The 18,263-nt window shown below is 59.5% G+C and carries 12 protein-coding genes and 3 pseudogenes; 9 read left to right on the plus strand and 6 right to left on the minus strand.

The window, feature by feature from the left end; genetic code table 11:
- Positions 1-123: 123 nt before the first annotated feature.
- Positions 124-942 carry a pyruvate, water dikinase regulatory protein gene (locus AABM54_RS09290; protein ID WP_347905006.1) on the minus strand — a complete coding sequence of 273 codons (819 nt, stop codon included), beginning with the start codon at positions 940-942 and terminating at the stop codon, positions 124-126.
- Positions 943-1,276: 334 nt separating this feature from the next.
- Here AABM54_RS09290 and ppsA point away from each other — a divergent pair.
- The 9 genes and pseudogenes from ppsA to AABM54_RS09335 all read left to right on the plus strand — a co-directional run bounded on the left by ppsA (position 1,277) and on the right by AABM54_RS09335 (position 9,715).
- Positions 1,277-3,653, plus strand: a pseudogene (ppsA, locus tag AABM54_RS09295) (phosphoenolpyruvate synthase).
- Positions 3,654-3,813: 160 nt separating this feature from the next.
- Positions 3,814-4,803, plus strand: a complete 990-nt coding sequence (locus AABM54_RS09300; protein WP_347905008.1) for an alpha/beta fold hydrolase — start codon at positions 3,814-3,816, stop codon at positions 4,801-4,803.
- 99 nt (positions 4,804-4,902) lie between these two features.
- A complete protein-coding gene (locus AABM54_RS09305; protein ID WP_347905010.1) occupies positions 4,903-5,202 on the plus strand; it encodes a Rieske (2Fe-2S) protein in 300 nt (99 codons plus the stop codon).
- 102 nt (positions 5,203-5,304) lie between these two features.
- A pseudogene (gene rraA / locus AABM54_RS09310) lies at positions 5,305-5,797 on the plus strand (ribonuclease E activity regulator RraA).
- Positions 5,798-5,823: 26 nt separating this feature from the next.
- Positions 5,824-6,819: a zinc transporter ZntB gene (locus AABM54_RS09315; protein WP_347905011.1), complete on the plus strand. Its 996-nt coding sequence runs from the start codon at positions 5,824-5,826 to the stop codon at positions 6,817-6,819.
- 63 nt (positions 6,820-6,882) lie between these two features.
- A complete protein-coding gene (locus AABM54_RS09320; protein ID WP_347905013.1) occupies positions 6,883-7,128 on the plus strand; it encodes a CrfX protein in 246 nt (81 codons plus the stop codon).
- A 2-nt stretch (positions 7,129-7,130) separates the two neighbouring features.
- Positions 7,131-7,955 (plus strand): mechanosensitive ion channel domain-containing protein, encoded by an 825-nt coding sequence (locus AABM54_RS09325; protein WP_008027407.1) that lies wholly within the window; start codon positions 7,131-7,133, stop codon positions 7,953-7,955.
- A 90-nt stretch (positions 7,956-8,045) separates the two neighbouring features.
- Positions 8,046-8,636: an RNA polymerase sigma factor SigX gene (gene sigX, locus AABM54_RS09330; protein ID WP_015096065.1), complete on the plus strand. Its 591-nt coding sequence runs from the start codon at positions 8,046-8,048 to the stop codon at positions 8,634-8,636.
- Between the two features lie 107 nt (positions 8,637-8,743).
- A complete protein-coding gene (locus AABM54_RS09335; RefSeq protein WP_347905016.1) occupies positions 8,744-9,715 on the plus strand; it encodes an OmpA family protein in 972 nt (323 codons plus the stop codon).
- Positions 9,716-9,790: 75 nt separating this feature from the next.
- On the opposite strand, the gene cobA is transcribed toward AABM54_RS09335, so the two are convergent.
- The 5 genes and pseudogenes from cobA to AABM54_RS09360 form a co-directional block, all read right to left on the minus strand.
- Complete coding sequence (gene cobA, locus AABM54_RS09340) at positions 9,791-10,570, minus strand: uroporphyrinogen-III C-methyltransferase (RefSeq protein WP_347905018.1); 780 nt, start codon at positions 10,568-10,570, stop codon at positions 9,791-9,793.
- Positions 10,571-10,580: 10 nt separating this feature from the next.
- Positions 10,581-13,299: pseudogene (locus tag AABM54_RS09345) on the minus strand (molybdopterin-dependent oxidoreductase).
- Positions 13,299-13,616, minus strand: a complete 318-nt coding sequence (gene nirD, locus AABM54_RS09350; protein WP_347905020.1) for a nitrite reductase small subunit NirD — start codon at positions 13,614-13,616, stop codon at positions 13,299-13,301. Before nirD ends, AABM54_RS09345 begins: the two are co-directional and overlap by 1 nt.
- A complete protein-coding gene (gene nirB, locus AABM54_RS09355) occupies positions 13,613-16,066 on the minus strand; it encodes a nitrite reductase large subunit NirB (protein ID WP_347905022.1) in 2,454 nt (817 codons plus the stop codon). Before nirB ends, nirD begins: the two co-directional genes overlap by 4 nt.
- A gap of 523 nt (positions 16,067-16,589) precedes the next feature.
- On the minus strand, positions 16,590-18,260 hold the full coding sequence (locus AABM54_RS09360) for a bifunctional protein-serine/threonine kinase/phosphatase (protein ID WP_347905024.1): 1,671 nt from the start codon (positions 18,258-18,260) through the stop codon (positions 16,590-16,592).
- Positions 18,261-18,263 lie beyond the last annotated feature (3 nt).

Genomic DNA, 18,263 nt, shown 5'->3' on the forward strand with positions numbered 1-18,263 from the left:
GGGCCGCAAAGCGGCCCCAAAAACTGCAATTGCGACTGTTCAGAAAAAACGCATTCGCTGGGTTTACGACTGCTACGCAGCCGAGCGGGGGCAAGCCCCCTCGCCACAATGCACGCGGTGAACTTACTTGAATCGCCGCTCCACACCTTTCTCCACCAGGATTTTCGCTGAAATCTCTTCCACGGAGAAATGCGTGGAATTGATGTGCGCAATGTTCTCGCGGCGGAACAGGTTCTCGACTTCACGCACTTCGAACTCGCACTGGGCGTAGCTCGAATAACGGCTGTTGGGCTTGCGTTCATTGCGGATCGCGGTGAGGCGGTCCGGGTCGATGGTCAGGCCGAACAGCTTGTGCTGATGGGCGCGCAGGGCCGCTGGCAGTTGCAGGCGCTCCATGTCGTCCTCGGTCAGCGGGTAGTTGGCCGCGCGAATCCCGAATTGCATGGCCATGTACAGGCAGGTCGGGGTTTTGCCGCAGCGTGACACGCCCACCAGAATCAGGTCGGCCTTATCGTAATAGTGCGTACGGGCACCATCGTCGTTGTCGAGGGCGAAGTTCACCGCCTCGATGCGCTCCATGTAATTGGAGTTGTGGCCAATGGAATGGGACTTGCCGACCGAATACGAGGAGTGTTCGCTCAGCTCTTGTTCCAGGGGCGCGAGGAAGGTCGAGAAGATGTCGATCATGAAACCATTGGACGTCGCGAGGATCTCACGAATGTCCTGGTTGACGATGGTGTCGAAGATTATCGGGCGAAAGCCGTCGGTTTCAGCGGCTTTGTTGATTTGTTGTACCATGGCCCGCGCTTTATCAACGTTGTCGATATAGGGCCGTATGACTTTGCTGAAGGTAATGTTTTCGAACTGCGCCAGCAGGCTTTGGCCGAGGGTTTCGGCGGTAATGCCGGTGCCATCGGAGATAAAGAAAGCAGATCGTTTCATTTGCACCTTGGGCCTTAAGTGAGTGTCCTGTGCCACAAAAGCGTACCTTTTTTGGCGGCGCCTGTTGTCGCCATACTACGTTGCCGCTCCTCGCCATAGCCAGCGATGACTTGTCGCGGCGCCTTGTCTGGCAACAACCGTCACTCGTCAAAAAGGCAGGCATTTGCGACACAGGACACTTGTGACGATTCTTGGATATGATAGGCGCGATTTGCCGGCCTGGAACGGCCCGCATTCTCACTTATTTTCCAGGTCCAGGCCATAACGCTGGCAAATGCTCCCCTGAGCCGCCGGTGCCCTGAGCTTTTCCAACACAGTTAGTGGAGAGATCACCTTGGTAGAGTACGTAGTTTCCCTCGATAAGCTCGGCGTTCATGATGTAGAGCATGTGGGGGGCAAGAACGCATCCCTGGGCGAGATGATCAGTAACCTTGCGGGCGCCGGTGTATCGGTCCCGGGTGGCTTCGCCACGACGGCTCAGGCTTATCGTGATTTTCTCGAATTAAGCGGTCTGAACGACCAGATCCACGCAGCCCTCGATGCGCTGGACGTCGATGACGTGAACGCCCTGGCGAAAACCGGTGCGCAAATCCGTCAGTGGATCATGGAAGCCGAGTTCCCGGAGAAGCTCAACGCCGAAATCCGCACTGCGTTCGCCGCGCTGTCGGCCGGTAACCCTGACATGGCCGTGGCCGTGCGTTCCTCGGCCACCGCCGAAGACCTGCCGGACGCCTCGTTCGCCGGTCAGCAGGAAACCTTCCTGAACATCCGTGGCGTCGAAAACGTCATCCGCGCGGCCAAGGAAGTCTTCGCTTCCCTGTTCAACGACCGTGCCATTTCCTACCGCGTGCACCAGGGCTTCGACCACAAACTGGTCGCCTTGTCTGCCGGCGTGCAGCGCATGGTGCGCTCGGAAACCGGTACCGCCGGTGTGATGTTCACCCTGGACACCGAGTCGGGTTTCCGTGACGTAGTGTTCATCACCGGCGCCTACGGCCTGGGCGAAACCGTCGTACAAGGCGCGGTGAACCCGGATGAGTTCTATGTCCACAAAGGCACGCTGGCAGCGGGTCGCCCGGCGATCCTGCGCCGCAACCTGGGCAGCAAAGCCATCAAGATGATTTACGGCGACGAAGCCAAGGCCGGTCGCTCGGTCAAGACTGTCGACGTCGACAAGGCCGAGCGCGCGCGTTTCTGCCTGTCCGACGCCGAAGTCAGCGAACTGGCCAAGCAGGCGATGATCATCGAGCAGCACTACAAGTGCCCGATGGACATCGAATGGGCCAAGGACGGCGACGACGGCAAGCTGTACATCGTGCAGGCTCGTCCTGAAACCGTGAAGAGCCGCACCCAGGGCCAACGTCATGGAACGTTACCTGCTGAAAGAAACCGGCACTGTGCTGGTAGAAGGCCGCGCCATCGGCCAGCGCATCGGCGCCGGTAAAGTTCGCATCATCAAAGACGTTTCCGAGATGGACAAAGTCCAGCCGGGCGACGTGCTGGTGTCCGACATGACCGACCCGGACTGGGAACCGGTCATGAAACGCGCCAGCGCCATCGTCACCAACCGAGGCGGCCGTACCTGCCACGCGGCGATCATCGCCCGTGAGCTGGGGATTCCGGCGGTAGTTGGTTGCGGTAACGCTACCCAACTGTTGAAGGACGGCCAGGGTGTGACCGTTTCCTGTGCTGAAGGCGACACCGGTTTCATCTTCGAAGGCGAGTTGGGCTTCGACGTGAAGAAAAACTCCGTCGACGCCATGCCGGAACTGCCGTTCAAAATCATGATGAACGTCGGCAACCCGGATCGTGCCTTCGACTTCGCGCAGTTGCCGAACGCCGGTGTGGGCCTGGCCCGTCTGGAGTTCATCATCAACCGCATGATCGGCGTGCACCCTAAAGCGCTGCTGAACTACGACGGCCTGCCGACGGAAATCAAGGACAGCGTCGACAAGCGCATCGCCGGTTACAACGACCCGGTCGGCTTCTACGTCGAAAAACTGGTCGAGGGCATCAGCACCCTGGCCGCCGCGTTCTGGCCGAAAAAGGTCATCGTGCGCCTGTCGGACTTCAAGTCCAACGAATACGCCAACCTGATCGGCGGCAAGCTCTACGAGCCGGAAGAAGAAAACCCGATGCTGGGCTTCCGTGGTGCGTCGCGTTACATCAGCGAATCGTTCCGCGACTGCTTCGAACTCGAATGCCGTGCGCTCAAGCGCGTGCGCAACGAGATGGGCCTGACCAACGTTGAAATCATGGTGCCGTTCGTCCGTACTTTGGGCGAAGCCAGCCAGGTGGTGGATCTGTTGGCCGAGAACGGCTTGAAGCGCGGCGAGAACGGTCTGCGTGTGATCATGATGTGCGAACTGCCTTCCAATGCGATCCTGGCCGAAGAGTTCCTGGAGTTCTTCGACGGTTTCTCCATCGGTTCCAACGACCTGACCCAGCTGACCCTGGGCCTGGACCGTGACTCCGGGATCATCGCGCACCTGTTCGATGAGCGTAATCCGGCGGTCAAGAAGCTGCTGGCCAACGCGATTCAGGCCTGTAACAAGGCTGGCAAATACATCGGTATTTGCGGTCAGGGCCCTTCGGATCACCCGGACCTGGCCAAGTGGCTGATGGAGCAGGGCATCGAAAGCGTGTCCCTGAACCCTGATTCCGTGCTGGAAACCTGGTTCTTCCTGGCAGAGGGTCAGGCTGCGGTCTGATCGGTGAAGCAAGCTCCGGTCGGCTACACTGCTGGCCGGGGCTTTAAGATTCCGTGTTCCAGGCAGGTAAAGACGTCGTCATTTGCACGGTCATTACCAGCATGGGGCACACACTGGGCGAGCTCCTCTGGAAGCCGCCCTTTTTTTGTGCAAGAGCATTATGCAAAGCAGCAGCAATCTATTTCCTGTGGCCTTGATCAGCGCCGAGCGTCGCGGCGATCTGAGCGAGGACGTCTATCGCTTGAAACCGGGCAATAGCCCCGACAGCAGCGTCGAACTGGCGGTGACGCGCCTGGGCATGGCTGATGCGCCAGAGTCCCGTGGCGTCCCGGTGATCCTGCTTCATGGCAGTTTTTCCAATCGGCGTTTCTGGTTTTCGCCCAAAGGCCTGGGCCTTGGGGCTTACCTGGCGCGTGCCGGCTATGACGTGTGGATCCCGGAAATGCGCGGTCACGGCCTGTCCCGGCGCAACCAGAACTACCGCAAAAACCGCGTCGCCGACTATGCCCGCTATGACCTTCCGGCCATCGCTGCGTTTGTGCGCGAGCAAAGCGACCAGGTGCCGCATTGGCTGGGCCATTCCCTGGGCGGCATCACCTTGGCGGCCGCATTGGGCGGGCAATACCTGGGCGAGCCAGCGGTCGCGTCGGCGGCGTTTTTCGGCACTCAGGTCAGTCGTACTTACTGGCCGCTGAAAATTCCACCGGTGGAATGGAGCGGGCGCTTCATTCTCAAGCGGTTCGCTCAACTGTCGGGCTCGCGCCTCAAGCGTGGCCCGGAGGACGAGCCAATTGGCCTGGCCCTGGAAAGCATGCGCTGGTATGGCCTGTTCGGGCGCTTCGGTGATGCCGACAAAGACTGGTGGGCCGGGTTGGCCGACGTACAGGTGCCGGTGTTGGCGGTCAGCGCCTCCGGCGATCATCAGGACCCGACCTGGGCCTGTCAGAAACTGTTTGATCACATCGGCTCCGAGCACAAACAGTTCGTCTGTCTGGGGCGCGAACAGGGTTTCAGCGACCATTTCGGTCATGTGGAAATGCTGATCAGCAAAGCCGCTCAGGCTGAAGTCTGGCCAATGGTGGAGCGTTGGTTGAAGGATCAGCAAGCACCGTTGCTGGGCGAGAAACCGAAAATCGCGGCGGCTGGTTGAGGCGTGCGCGCCCACAAGAATATTTCGTTCTCAACGGCTTGCGGATAAGATATGACGAATTACGTTGCGCTGGTCACTTTGGGTTGCTGAGTCAGCATTATGTTCGTGCCGTTAGAGCGCTTGATCAATCTGGAGGAAGGTTACCGACAGACTTTTCAGGTCGGTGGGCGTAGCGTGCTGTTGTTGGTGCTGGATAATCAGCCGTTGCTGATCGAGGACCGTTGTCCTCATCAGGGCGCGCCCTTGTCCAGAGGCACACTGACAAACGGTATTTTGCGTTGTCAGCGTCACGGCATCGAGTTTCAGCTACCGGGCGGCCAGTCCTTGCAACCGTCCTGCCCGGGCTTGAACCTGCTGAAACCGGCCTATGAGGGTGACCGCATCGGTGTCGACATCTAGGGCCGGTGGTTAAACCGCAGTGTGCTGGGCTCGTTTCATCAAAGTGGCTTTGACGACTGTCACCTTTCTCAATCGTGTGCTTTCCCTTACAGGAGTTTCTCGATGAACCATTACCTCACTCCCGATCTGTGCGACGCCTACCCGGAACTGGTGCAAGTGCTGGAGCCGATGTTCAGCAACTTCGGTGGCCGTGATTCCTTTGGCGGCGAAATCGTCACGATCAAGTGCTTCGAAGACAATTCGGTGGTCAAGGAACAGGTAGAACTCAAAGGGAATGGCAAGGTGTTGGTGGTCGATGGCGGCGGCTCGCTGCGTTGTGCGCTGCTGGGTGACATGCTGGCCGAGAAAGCTGTGAAAAACGGGTGGGAAGGGCTGGTGGTCTACGGCTGCATCCGCGACGTCGATATCATTGCCCAGACTGATCTGGGGGTGCAGGCCCCTGGCCAGCCATCCCAAGAAGTCCACCCGGCGAGGTATCGGTGAGCTGAATATTGCAGTGACCTTTGCTGGCGTGACTTTCCGTCCGGGTGAATATATCTATGCCGACAACAACGGCGTGATCATTTCGCCAAGCCCGCTGAAAATGCCTGAATAAACAGTCGAGTCAACCAAGGGGTGAGGATGTTCGAGGAAGAAAACGCGCAGTGGGGGCTGGTACATGCCCTGGTGCTGGATGGTGAAGGCGGTGCGCGTTCGATTGCCCGGACTGAACTCGATGACCTGCAACTGCAAGCCCATGAAAGTCTTTGGCTGCATTGGGATCGAAGTCATCCGCAAACCCAGACCTGGCTGCGTCAATCCAGCGGTTTGAGTGAGTTCAACTGTGATCTCCTGCTCGAAGAGAATACCCGGCCGCGCCTTCTGGCGCTGCCGGGCTCCGAGCTGTTGCTGTTTTTGCGCGGAGTCAACCTCAACCCTGGTGCCGAACCCGAAGACATGGTGTCGGTGCGCATCTTCGGGTCCGCCCAGCGGGTCATTTCCCTGCGTTTGCGCCCTTTGCGGGCCACTGATGAACTGCTGGTGCAACTGGCCGAAGGGAAGGGGCCGAAAACCACCTCCGAGCTTGTCCTTTATATGGCTCAGTACCTCACCAATAAAGTGCAGGATCTGGTCAGCGACCTCTCTGAAGTGGTCGATGATGAAGAAGAAAAACTGGATACCGACGAACGGTATACTCCGGAACATGGCGCTATTTTGCAGATCCGTCGCAGGGCTGCCGGGCTCAAGCGGTTCCTTGCCCCGCAGCGAGATATTTTTGGTCAGCTGACACGGATCAAGCTGCCGTGGTTCGTCGAGGGTGACGGCGATTACTGGAACGAATTGAACAACAGCCTGACGCGCTATCTGGAAGAGCTTGAATTGACCCGAGAGCGCGTGGGGCTGGTGCTTGAGGCCGAAGACCGGCGTTTGAGCGTGCGCATGAATCGCACCATGTACCGCTTCGGGATTATCACCGGGATTTTTTTGCCGATGAGTTTTCTCACCGGTTTGCTGGGTATCAATGTCGGTGGAATTCCGTTTTCCGCCAACCCCTACGGCTTCCTGATTGCCTGCCTGATGATTGTGGCGGTGGCACTGGGGCAGTGGTGGTTGTACCGACGTTTGCGTTGGGTCTAGTGATGAGCCATGTGACCCGGAGAATTTTGATCGCGTCTTTCACAGACATCACGAGAGGTGCGTATGCACGATCCGTTTGAACAGTCTTTGCGTGACATGCTGAAAGCCTCGCCGTCCACCCGGGACGACGATGCCTGCCTGGGTCGCGTGTTGAAAACCGCCAACCGCCAGGTCGGTGCCGGTGATCTGTTCAGCTTGCTGGGGCGCTGGCTGCCGGCGCTGATGATCGCCTTGAACAACGGTTCGGCCCACGTCTCGCCGGTTTCCCGTCTTAAACCTACTGCTCGCACTGCTGATAAGGCTGATTGAATATGGAACTTGATCTCTGGACTCAGAGCCTCGTCACTGCGATGACCGCGTTGTGGACCAAGGTAGCGAACTTCATTCCGAACCTATTTGGCGCCCTGGTGGTGCTGCTGTTGGGTTTTGTCGTGGCCAAGCTGCTCGACACCTTGCTCTCCAAACTGCTGGCCAAGCTGGGGCTGGATCGCCTGATGGGCGGTACCGGTCTGACCAAACTGCTCTCGCGTGCAGGCTTGCAAGTGCCGATCTCGACCCTGATCGGCAAGATCGTCTATTGGTTCGTTCTGCTTATTTTTCTGGTTTCTGCTGCTGAATCCCTTGGCTTGGAGCGGGTTTCGGCTACGCTCGATATGCTAGCGTTGTATTTGCCGAAGGTCTTCGGTGCCGCGCTGGTGTTGTTGGTCGGGGTTTTGCTGGCGCAACTGGCCAATGGGCTGGTGCGCGGCGCGGCTGAAGGTGTAGGGCTTGACTACGCTGCTGGCCTGGGCCGTATTGCCCAGGGCCTGGTGATCATCATCAGTATTTCGGTGGCGATCAGTCAGCTGGAAGTCAAAACCGACCTGCTGAACCATGTAATTGTCATCGTTTTGATTACCGTTGGTCTGGCTGTTGCCTTGGCCATGGGGTTGGGAAGCCGGGAAATTGCCGGTCAGATTCTTGCTGGAATCTATGTGCGTGAGTTGTATCAGGTTGGGCAACAAGTGCGTGTTGGTGAGGTCGAAGGCCAGATCGAAGAGATCGGCACGGTTAAAACTACATTGCTGACCGACGAGGGTGAGCTAGTCTCACTCTCCAATCGGATCCTCCTGGAACAGCATGTAAGTAGCCGCTAACCCGGCAAACCCTGCTAATGTATGCCGCCGCAAAATGTCCGAGAACACGGGCTGCGGCGGACATTGACCTGACTGTCGGCCCGACTTGTTTTGAATAAAGCCCAATCGCTATCCATGCGCTACGACCCCCGCGAGCTCTCTGATGAGGAGTTGGTCGCGCGCTCGCACACGGAGCTGTTTCACGTCACGCGCGCCTATGAAGAATTGATGCGGCGTTACCAGAGGACCTTATTTAACGTGTGTGCACGTTATTTGGGGAACGATCGTGACGCAGATGATGTCTGTCAGGAAGTGATGTTGAAGGTGCTCTATGGTCTGAAGAACTTCGAGGGGAAATCGAAGTTCAAGACATGGCTATATAGCATCACGTACAACGAGTGCATCACACAGTATCGGAAGGAACGGCGTAAGCGTCGCTTGATGGACGCATTGAGTCTGGACCCCCTCGAGGAAGCGTCTGAAGAGAAGACGCCAAAACCCGAGGAGAAGGGTGGACTTGATCGCTGGTTGGTGTATGTGAACCCGATTGACCGGGAAATTCTGGTGCTACGCTTTGTCGCAGAACTGGAATTTCAGGAGATCGCAGACATAATGCACATGGGTTTGAGTGCGACAAAAATGCGCTACAAGCGCGCTCTAGATAAATTGCGTGAGAAATTTGCAGGCATTGCTGAAACTTAGTTCGGCGCAAATATCTCTTACGTGTAGGCAAGTTCTGATAGACTTGCCGCCGAGTTGTCCCCCGGTTTGCGGGACTGCTTCACAATCACCAGATGGGGATTTAACGGATGAAACTGAAAAACACCTTGGGCTTGGCCATTGGTTCTCTTATTGCCGCTACTTCGTTCGGCGCACTGGCACAAGGCCAAGGCGCAGTTGAAGGCGAGCTGTTCTACAAGAAGCAGTACAACGACAGCGTTAATCACGTCGAAGACGGCTTCAACCCTGGCGCCTCCATCGGTTACTTCTTGACCGACGACCTGTCGTTGAACGCTACTTACGACAAGACGAACCACACCCGTTCGAACGACGGCACTGGCAACCAGAAAATCAAGGGCGACAACTTCGGCCTGAACGCTCAGTACCACTTTGGTACTGTGGGTGACGCTCTGCGTCCATACGTTTCCGGTGGCGTTGCTCACAAGAGCATGACCAACGTTGCTGCCACTGGCCACACTGGCCGTGACCAGTCGACCTTCCTGACTGCAGGCGCTGGCGTGAAGTACTACTTCACCGACAACCTGTTCGCCCGTGCTGGCGTTGAAGCTGACTACAAGCTCGACAACGGCAAGTGGGACTACGCTCCGACCGTAGGTCTGGGTGTTAACTTCGGTGGCGGCTCCAAGCCTGCTCCAGCTCCAGTAGCTCCAGCACCGGCTCCAGAGCCAGAGCCAGAAGCTCCAGTTGCTGAAGTGGTACGTGTTGAGCTGGACGTCAAGTTTGACTTCGACAAAGCTGTTGTTAAGCCAAACAGCTACGGCGACGTGAAGAACCTGGCTGACTTCATGAAGCAGTACCCACAGACCACTACCGTTGTTGAAGGTCACACTGACTCCGTCGGTCCTGACGCTTACAACCAGAAGCTGTCCCAGCGTCGTGCTGACGCTGTGAAACAAGTTCTGGTCAAAGACGGCATCGAAGCTAACCGCGTTCGCTCGGTTGGTTACGGCGAATCCCGCCCAGTTGCTGACAACGCAACTGAAGCTGGCCGCGCTGTTAACCGTCGCGTAGAAGCGCAGGTTGAAGCTCAAGCTAAGTAATTAGCTTCGCAGCTCAGAAAAGCCCGGCTTAGGCCGGGCTTTTCTTTGCCTGCGATTTAACGAAGCGAACCCGCCCTAGGCAGATTGTTCGATCTCCTGTGTGCCCACGCCGCGTTTCCAAAGAGCGGCTGCCTGCATCTCATCCGTTGCACAGGCTGCCACGGCACCGATCACCAGGATAGCCGGGCTTTTCAGTTGAAACTCGTGGGCGTCTTCCTGCATGGCTGTCAGGTCACTCCGACATTCACGCTGCTGGGGCAATGACGCATTTTCAATCATCGCCACTGGCGTATCCGCCGCCAGGCCACCCGCCAGAAGTTGTCGACGAATGTCGCCCAGTTTTGCCACGCCCATGTAGATCACCAGCGTGGTGCCGCTTTGCGCAAGGGCGTGCCAGTTGAGCTCGCTGTCGTCCTGAGTGTGAGCGGTGACCAGTGTCACACCCCGGGCAACACCGCGCAGGGTCAGGGATATATCGCATTGGGTGGCTCCCGCCAGGCCCGCCGTGATGCCGTTGACCAGCTCGACGTCGACGCCGTGCCCGCGCAACCACTGTGCTTCTTCACCACCGCGCCCGAAAATGCACGGGTCACCCCCCTTGAGCCGCACCACGCATTTGCCTTGGCGGGCGTAACGCAGCATCAAGCGATGAATGAACGCCTGCGGAGTAGAGCGACAGCCACCGCGTTTACCCACTGCGATGATGCGCGCCTGCGGGCAATGTTCCAGCACCGCTTCGTTAACCAGGTCATCGATCAGCACCACGTCGGCTTCGTTCAGCGCCCGTACGGCTTTAAGGGTCAGCAATTCAGGGTCGCCGGGGCCTGCGCCCACCAACCAGACTTTTGCGCTCATGTTTACTTCCTCACGAGGTGATTGCGATTGGCTGCTCACTGGCCGCCAACAGACGCTTGATTTCCGGGACACAGGAGCCGCATTGCGTGCCGCATCCCAGTTGTTGTTTCAGGCCGTGCAAGTCCAGCCCGTTGCGAATGCCGGCACACACCGCGCCTTCGCTGACGTTCTTGCAGTTGCACAGGGTTTTGTTGGCGCTGACGGATAAGCCTGCACTGCCAGGGGGTGTGCTCAGCGGGGCCAGTAGCCAGCGCCGTAGCTGCTCGTCGGCACGACCTTCCAGCCACAGGCTTTGCAGCCAATGCTGTGCAAGGGTTTCGCCGGCCAGACGAATGGCGATGATTCGTCCGTTTTCGATGCGCACCCGTTTGCCAATTGCTCGGCGTGGGTCGTCGTAGGCCAAGACTGGGCCATCGTTGAGCCCCAGTTGTTGATCAATATCATGCAGTTGTTGTGGATCGGGTGCCTGGCCGCTGGCCGCACGAATCAGCAGTGCAGGGCGTTCACGCCCGGTCAGGCTGAGGCTGACGTAGGCAAAGTCCTCGCAAAGCGGCCGTAAGGTCTCGAAATGCTGTTGAACATCGCCCTCAACCAATGCGAACAACTGCCATGGCAGCGTTACCGGTTCGATACGCACGCCGCTGTGTTTGAGTTCGGGTTGTTTCGACAGAGGGTCGAATGCCGATTGCGTGACGGCATTCACGCCACCCTTGAGGAAACGGTCGCCCCAGTGCATCGGCAGAAAGGCCTGACCCGGACGCACGCTGTCGTCACTGCCGACCGCAACGATTACACCGCCACGACGGCTTTTCAGGTTGACCAGGTCACCGCTTTGCAACCGATGCCGGCGCAGCTCGTCAGGATGCAGGCTCAAGACTGCCTCGCTGACATGCCCGAACAGTTGCGCGGCGGTGCCGGTGCGGCTCATGCCGTGCCATTGGTCGCGCAGGCGTCCGGTGATCAGGGTCAGCGGAAAGCGCACATCGCGTTGCTCTTTGGCGGCGCGATAAGGGTCGGCGACGAACTGCGCTCGACCGCTTTCGGTGGGGAACATCCCGTCCACGTAGAGCCGGGGCGTACCGCTCAAGGCGCCTTCCGGAAAGGGCCATTGCTGCGGGGCCGAGGCGGTCGAGCAGGGTGTGGCTGATGCCGGACAGGTCCAGGTCTCGCCCGCGTGTCAGGTGTTTGAATTCGTCAAAGACCTGCGCCGGTTGTTCAAAGGCAAACAGGCTGGGCAGTCCCGGGCGCAGGCGTTGCTCCAGGCGTTGTGCGAAATCCACGGTGATCGCCCAGTCCGGACGCGCTTCACCCGGTGCGTTAATGGCGCGGCGAACGTGGGAAATTCGCCGCTCAGAGTTGGTCACCGTCCCTTCCTTCTCGCCCCAACTGGCGGCAGGCAGCAGCAGGTCGGCGAAGGGCGCGGTTTCGGTGGTACGAAAGGCCTCTTGCAGTACCACGAAGGGGCAAGCCTGCAACGCCGCGCGCACGGTTTGTTGATCCGGCAGTGATTGTGCCGGGTTGGTGCAGGCGATCCACAGTGCTTTGATCTTGCCGCTCCGGACCTGTTCGAACAGTTCGATGGCGGTCAGCCCAGTGGTATCGGGCAGCTTTTCGACACCCCAGTACGCCGCCACTTCGGCGCGATGCTCGGCATTGGCCGCTTCGCGATGTCCGGGCAGCAAGTTCGACAAACTGCCGGTTTCGCGCCCGCCCATGGCATTCGGCTGACCCGTGAGGGAGAAGGGGCCTGCGCCAGGTCGGCCAATTTGCCCGGTGGCCAGGTGCAGGTTGATCAGTGCGCTGTTTTTCGCGCTGCCGGCTGTGGATTGATTCAACCCCATGCACCACAGCGACAGGAAACTCGGTGAAGTGCCGACCCATTCGGCGCATTGCTGCAACTGTTCAACACTGATCCCGCAGAGCTGCGAAACCATATGCGGGGTGTAATCGCGCACCAGGGCTTTCAGCTCGGCCAGGCCTTCGGTGTGAGCCTTGATGAATTCACGGTCGACCCAGTCTTCCCACAGCAGCAGGTGCAAGATCCCATGGAACAACGCGACATCGGTGCCCGGCAGAATTGCCAGATGCAAGTCAGCCAAGTCGCAGGTGTCAGTCCGACGCGGGTCGATGACGATGACTTTCATCTGTGGCCGGCGGGATTTGGCTTCTTCCAGTCGACGAAACAGTACCGGGTGGGCGTAGGCCATGTTGCTGCCGACGATCATCACGCAATCGCTCAGCTCCAGGTCTTCATAGCTGCACGGCGGGGCGTCGGCGCCCAGGCTACGTTTGTAGCCGACCACGGCTGATGACATGCACAGCCGCGAATTGCTGTCGATGTTGTTGGTGCCCACCAGCGCCCGCGCCAGTTTGTTGAAGGCGTAGTAGTCCTCGGTCAACAACTGGCCCGAGATATAGAACGCCACGCTGTCCGGGCCGTGCTCGGCGATGGTTTCGGCAAACACATGGGCGGCGTGGTCGAGGGCCGTCTCCCAATCGGTCCGTCCGCGAGCCAAACCCTTGCTCAACCGCAGTTCGGGGTAAAGCGCCCGGGCTGTCAGGTCGCCGGTGAGGTGCAGCGTCGAGCCTTTGCTGCACAGTTTGCCGAAGTTGGCCGGGTGCGTCGGGTCGCCGCTGACACCGAGAATCTGCTCGCCGTCATGCTCGATCAGCACGCCGCAGCCCACCCCGCAATAACAGCAGGTCGAGGCGGTTGTCTGGCGGTTCATCAGCCTGCTTCCCTCAGGGCCAGCATGACCCGGCCGTTCTCTACCCGCGCCGGATGGTGATGGGCGCAGCCGACGTCCGGTGCCTGGGCCTCGCCGGATGCCAGGTCGATCTGCCAGTTGTGCAGCGGGCAGGCCACCCGTTTGCCGTAGATCAGGCCTTGGGACAGCGGTCCACCCTTGTGCGGGCAGCGGTCATCGAGGGCGAAAACCTCATCGTCGCTGGTACGAAAAATCGCGATGTCACCTTTCGGCCCGCTGACAATGCGTGAGCCCAAGGCGTTGATTTCTTCCAGTGCGCAGATATCCAGCCAGTTCATGCTGGCACCTCCAGGTTTTTCACGGGGATGACATCGAATTCCTTTTTCAACAGCGGCTGCTCAAGGCGTTCTTTCCACGGGTCCTGTTCGAACGACAGGGAGAATTGCAGCCGATCATTGAGTGCCTTGCGGCGCGCCGGGTCTTCCAATACGGCTTTCTTGATGTGTTCCATGCCGACCCGCTGCAGGTAGTGCACGGTGCGTTCGAGGTAGAAGGCCTCTTCGCGGTACAGCTGCAGGAATGCGCCGTTGTATTCGCGCACTTCCTCGGCGGTTTTCAGTTTGACGAAGAACTCCGCGACCTCGGTTTTGATCCCGCCATTGCCGCCGATGTACATCTCCCAGCCCGAATCCACGCCGATAATTCCGACGTCCTTGATGCCCGCTTCCGAGCAGTTGCGTGGGCAACCGGAGACCGCGAGCTTGACCTTGTGCGGCGACCACATGTTGAACAGGTCATGTTCCAGCTCGATGCCCAGTTGCGTGGAGTTCTGCGTGCCGAAGCGGCAGAACTCACTGCCAACGCAGGTTTTGACCGTGCGAATCGATTTGCCGTAGGCATGGCCGGACGGCATGTCCAGATCCTTCCAGACGCCGGGCAGGTCCTGTTTCTTGATCCCCAGCAGGTCGATGCGCTGGCCGCCGGTGACCTTGACCATCGGCACGTTGTATTTGTCGGCGACGTCGGCAATGCGCCGCAGTTCTGAAGGATTGGTCACACCGCCCCACATCCGTGGGACTACCGAATAAGTGCCATCTTTTTGAATGTTGGCATGGGCGCGTTCGTTGATCAGCCGCGATTGCGGATCGTCCCTGGCTTCGCCCGGCCACGTGGAAATCAGGTAGTAGTTGAGCGCCGGGCGGCAAGTGGCGCAGCCATTGGGCGTGCGCCAGTTCAGGTAACTCATGGTTCCAGCGATGGTCAGCAGGTGTTGTTCGCGGATCGCCTGGCGGATTTGCCCGTGGTTCAGGTCGCTGCAACCACAGATGGCTTTTTCGCTTTTCGGTTTGACGTCTGCCGCGCCGCCGACGGTGTTGATCAGGATCTGTTCCACCAACCCCGCGCAGGAACCGCAGGAGCTGGCGGCCTTGGTGTGTTTCTTGACTTCGTCGACGCTGAACAGCCCGTGTTCCTGAATAGCCTTGACGATGGTGCCCTTGCACACGCCGTTACAGCCACAGACTTCGGCGTTGTCGGCCATGCTCATGGCTTTGTCCTGGCCTTGGTGGCCTACATCGCCTAGAGCGTTTTCACCGAACATCAGGTGATCGCGGATTTCGCCGATGGCGTGGTTCTCACGAATCTGCCGGAAATACCAGCCGCCATCCGCCGTATCGCCGTACAGACAGGCACCGACCAGCACGTCGTCCTTGATCACCAGTTTTTTGTAGACCCCGCCGATGGGGTCGGAAAGCGTGATGGTCTCGGTACCTTCGCCGCCCATGAAGTCGCCCGCGGAGAACAGGTCGATGCCGGTGACTTTCAACTTGGTCGAGGTCACCGAGCCTTGATAGCGGGCGAAACCCAACTGAGCGAGGTGATTGGCGCAGACCTTGGCCTGTTCGAACAGCGGCGCCACCAGGCCATAGGCAATGCCACGGTGGCTGGCGCATTCGCCGATGGCGTAGATGCGCGGGTCGTAGGTTTGCAGGGTGTCGTTGACCAGAATCCCGCGGTTGCACGGGATGCCGGACTTTTCCGCGAGTTCGGTGTTGGGGCGAATGCCGGCCGCCATCACCACCAGATCAGCGGGGATGATGTCGCCGTTCTTGAACTGCACCGAGCCGACCCGGCCATTGCCCGCGTCGTGCAGGGCCTGGGTCTGTTCGCACAAACGAAAGTGCAAGCCGCGACCTTCCAGGGCGGTTTGCAGCAACTCGCCGCTGGTTTTATCCAGTTGCCGTTCCAGCAGCCATTCGCCGATGTGCACCACGGTCACGTGCATGCCGCGCAGCATCAGGCCGTTGGCGGCTTCAAGGCCCAGCAGGCCGCCGCCGATCACCACCGCGTGTGTGTGGGTTTTGGCGGTGTCGATCATGGCCTGGGTGTCGGCGATGTCGCGGTAGCCGATCACGCCCTGCAAGGTGTTGCCGGGGATTGGCAGGATGAACGGTGTTGAACCGGTGGCGATCAGCAGGCGGTCGTACTCGGCTTCGCTGCCGTCTTCGGCAATGACGCGGCGTTTGACCCGGTCGATCTCTACCACTTTGCGGTTGAGCAGCAGCGTGATGTTGTTATCCAGATACCAGCCCAGGTCGTTGAGCACAATGTCTTCGAAGGTCTGCTCACCCGCCAGCACCGGCGACAGCAGGATGCGGTTGTAGTTGGTGTGCGGTTCGGCGCCGAAGACCGTGATGTCGTACAGTTCGCTGCTCAGTTTGAGCAGCTCTTCCAGGGTACGAACCCCGGCCATGCCGTTGCCGATCATCACCAGTTTTAGTTTTTTCATCAGGTTCTCCGGGGAGCTCAGGCGTGCCTCATCAGGGCGGTCAGGCTGGCTCAAGGTATTTTGCGCAAACAAAAAAAGGCGTCCCGCTAGTTATCTAGCGAGGACGCCTTTGTCCTGGTCCCGTTCTGTCGGGAAGCTCAGCCTTCGTCGTTGAAGGCTGGGCTTTATGTAGGGTGAAACGGGTAATGCAGTGGTTGTGCCAAGTTGGGGGAGGGCGCGGTTCTATTGGGGGGCGAGCTGAAAATCAGTGGGCGTCTTGGGTTTTTTGCACCGATTCAAGGCGTTCTGCACAGTCATGGCGCGGAGAGGGCCTGTGGCGAGAGAGCTTGCTCCCGCTGGGTTGCGAAGCGACCCTAAAATCAGCCACCGCGAGTATTCAGATGGAATGCGATTGACGGATTACGACCGCTTCGCGGCCGAGCGGGAGCAAGCTCCCTCGCCACAATTGACCACCAGGCGATAGGTTTCCGTTAACTTACCGGCATTAGGGCAAGCCCCCTCGCCACGGGGAGCGGTGTTTGACTCAGGAATGGAGTAGCAGGAACACCAGCACCACATTGATCAGCAACACCACCAGCGCCAACGTCCGCCAGACCTTCAGCGGTTCACGCTCCAGCAACGGTCTGGGCCGCACGCTCAAACTGCGCCGTTCCCCTTGCTCCAGCAGCAGCAACCATTCTTCCGCCGTTTCATACCGTTGCGCCGGGTCGGCGCACACCGCGCGCGCAAGGCTTTGGCCCAGCCAGTCCGGCCAGTCCGGCCGATAACGGTTGGCGTTGACCGGCAGGCCAAAACGCGGACGTTGGAAGGCTTCGATTTCTCCGTAGGGATAATGCCCGGTGGCCAGGTAATAGAGCGTTACACCGACCGCATACAAATCCTGTTGCGGCGTCGGCGCATCACCTTTGAACGCTTCCGGGGCGATGTAGCTCGGCGTGCCCGGCAGTGCGTTTGCCTGGTCCTCGGACAATCCACGGCAATACGCCAATCCGAAATCCAGCAGCCGCAGTTCACCGTCCTCACTCAGCAGCAGGTTTTCCGGTTTGATGTCGCGATGGAAAATCTGCCGTCGATGCAGCATGCCCACCGCCCGTAACAGGCGTTCGGCCAGTGGTTGCCATTGGGCCAGTGGCAGCGGGCCGTTCTGTGCGAACAGATCGGCCAGGGTTTTCCCCGGATACTCGCGCATCACGTAGTACAGGTGCTGACGCTGAATCGCCGGGTGCACTTCGGGAAAACTGCGCCCGGCAACGCGCTTGAGAAACCATTCTTCGGACAGCAGGGCTTGTGCGGCGGCGGTGTCGTTGCTCAACGGCAAGGGTAGGGTTTTCAGCAGCCACGGCTGTTGCTGCCCATCGCGCACGCGATAGATCAGCGACTGCTGGCTGTGCCCAAGCAGCGTCTCGACCTGCCAGCCTTCGAAGGATTGCCCGGATTTGAGCGTCGGCGGCAGCGGCCATTGCTGCAGGTGAATCAGCGCGTCACCGATGCTCGCTTCACCGAGGGCGTCGACCCGCACCAGCAGTGCGCTGGCGTTGTCCTGGCTACCGGCCAGGTGTGCGGCGTGGACCAGGGTTTGCGCGGCGCTTTGCAGGTCGGGCTGGTCGCGCAGAATGGCCGCGATGGCCGTGTCACCCAGCGTCGCCCAAACCCCGTCGCTGAGCAGGACGAAACTCTCGCCCACGCGCAATTCACCATCGAGGAAGTCCAGCACCAGATGCTGGTCCAGCCCCAATGCACGCTTGAGCACATGCTGCATGCCCGGTTGCTCCCAGACGTGATCTTCGCTGATGCGCAGGAGTTGATCGGCATGCCAGCGATACACCCGGCAGTCGCCGACATGTGCCAGGGTGAAGCGTCGACCCCGTAAGACCAGGGCGCTGACGGTGGTGAGCAACGGCAAGCCGCCACCGTTGGCCTGCAACCAGCGATTTTGCGCCAGCAGCAAGCGATCCAGCGCTTGGGCCACGCCCCAGGTTTGCGGCGTGGCGTAGTAGTCCAGGGCCAGTGCCTGCAAGGTTGTCCGGGCGGCGAGACCACCATCGGCGCATTGGCTGACACCGTCGGCGATGGCGAACAGAAACCCCTTGCTGGCCGCCAGTTCGGCGGCCGGTGTGACCAGGCGCAGGGCGTCCTGATTTTCGTCCCGGGGGCCGATGGCGCTAGCCTCGGCGAAGCTCAGTTGCAGGCTCATCGA

The sequence above is a fragment of the Pseudomonas purpurea genome (assembly GCF_039908635.1).
GTDB lineage: Bacteria > Pseudomonadota > Gammaproteobacteria > Pseudomonadales > Pseudomonadaceae > Aquipseudomonas > Aquipseudomonas purpurea.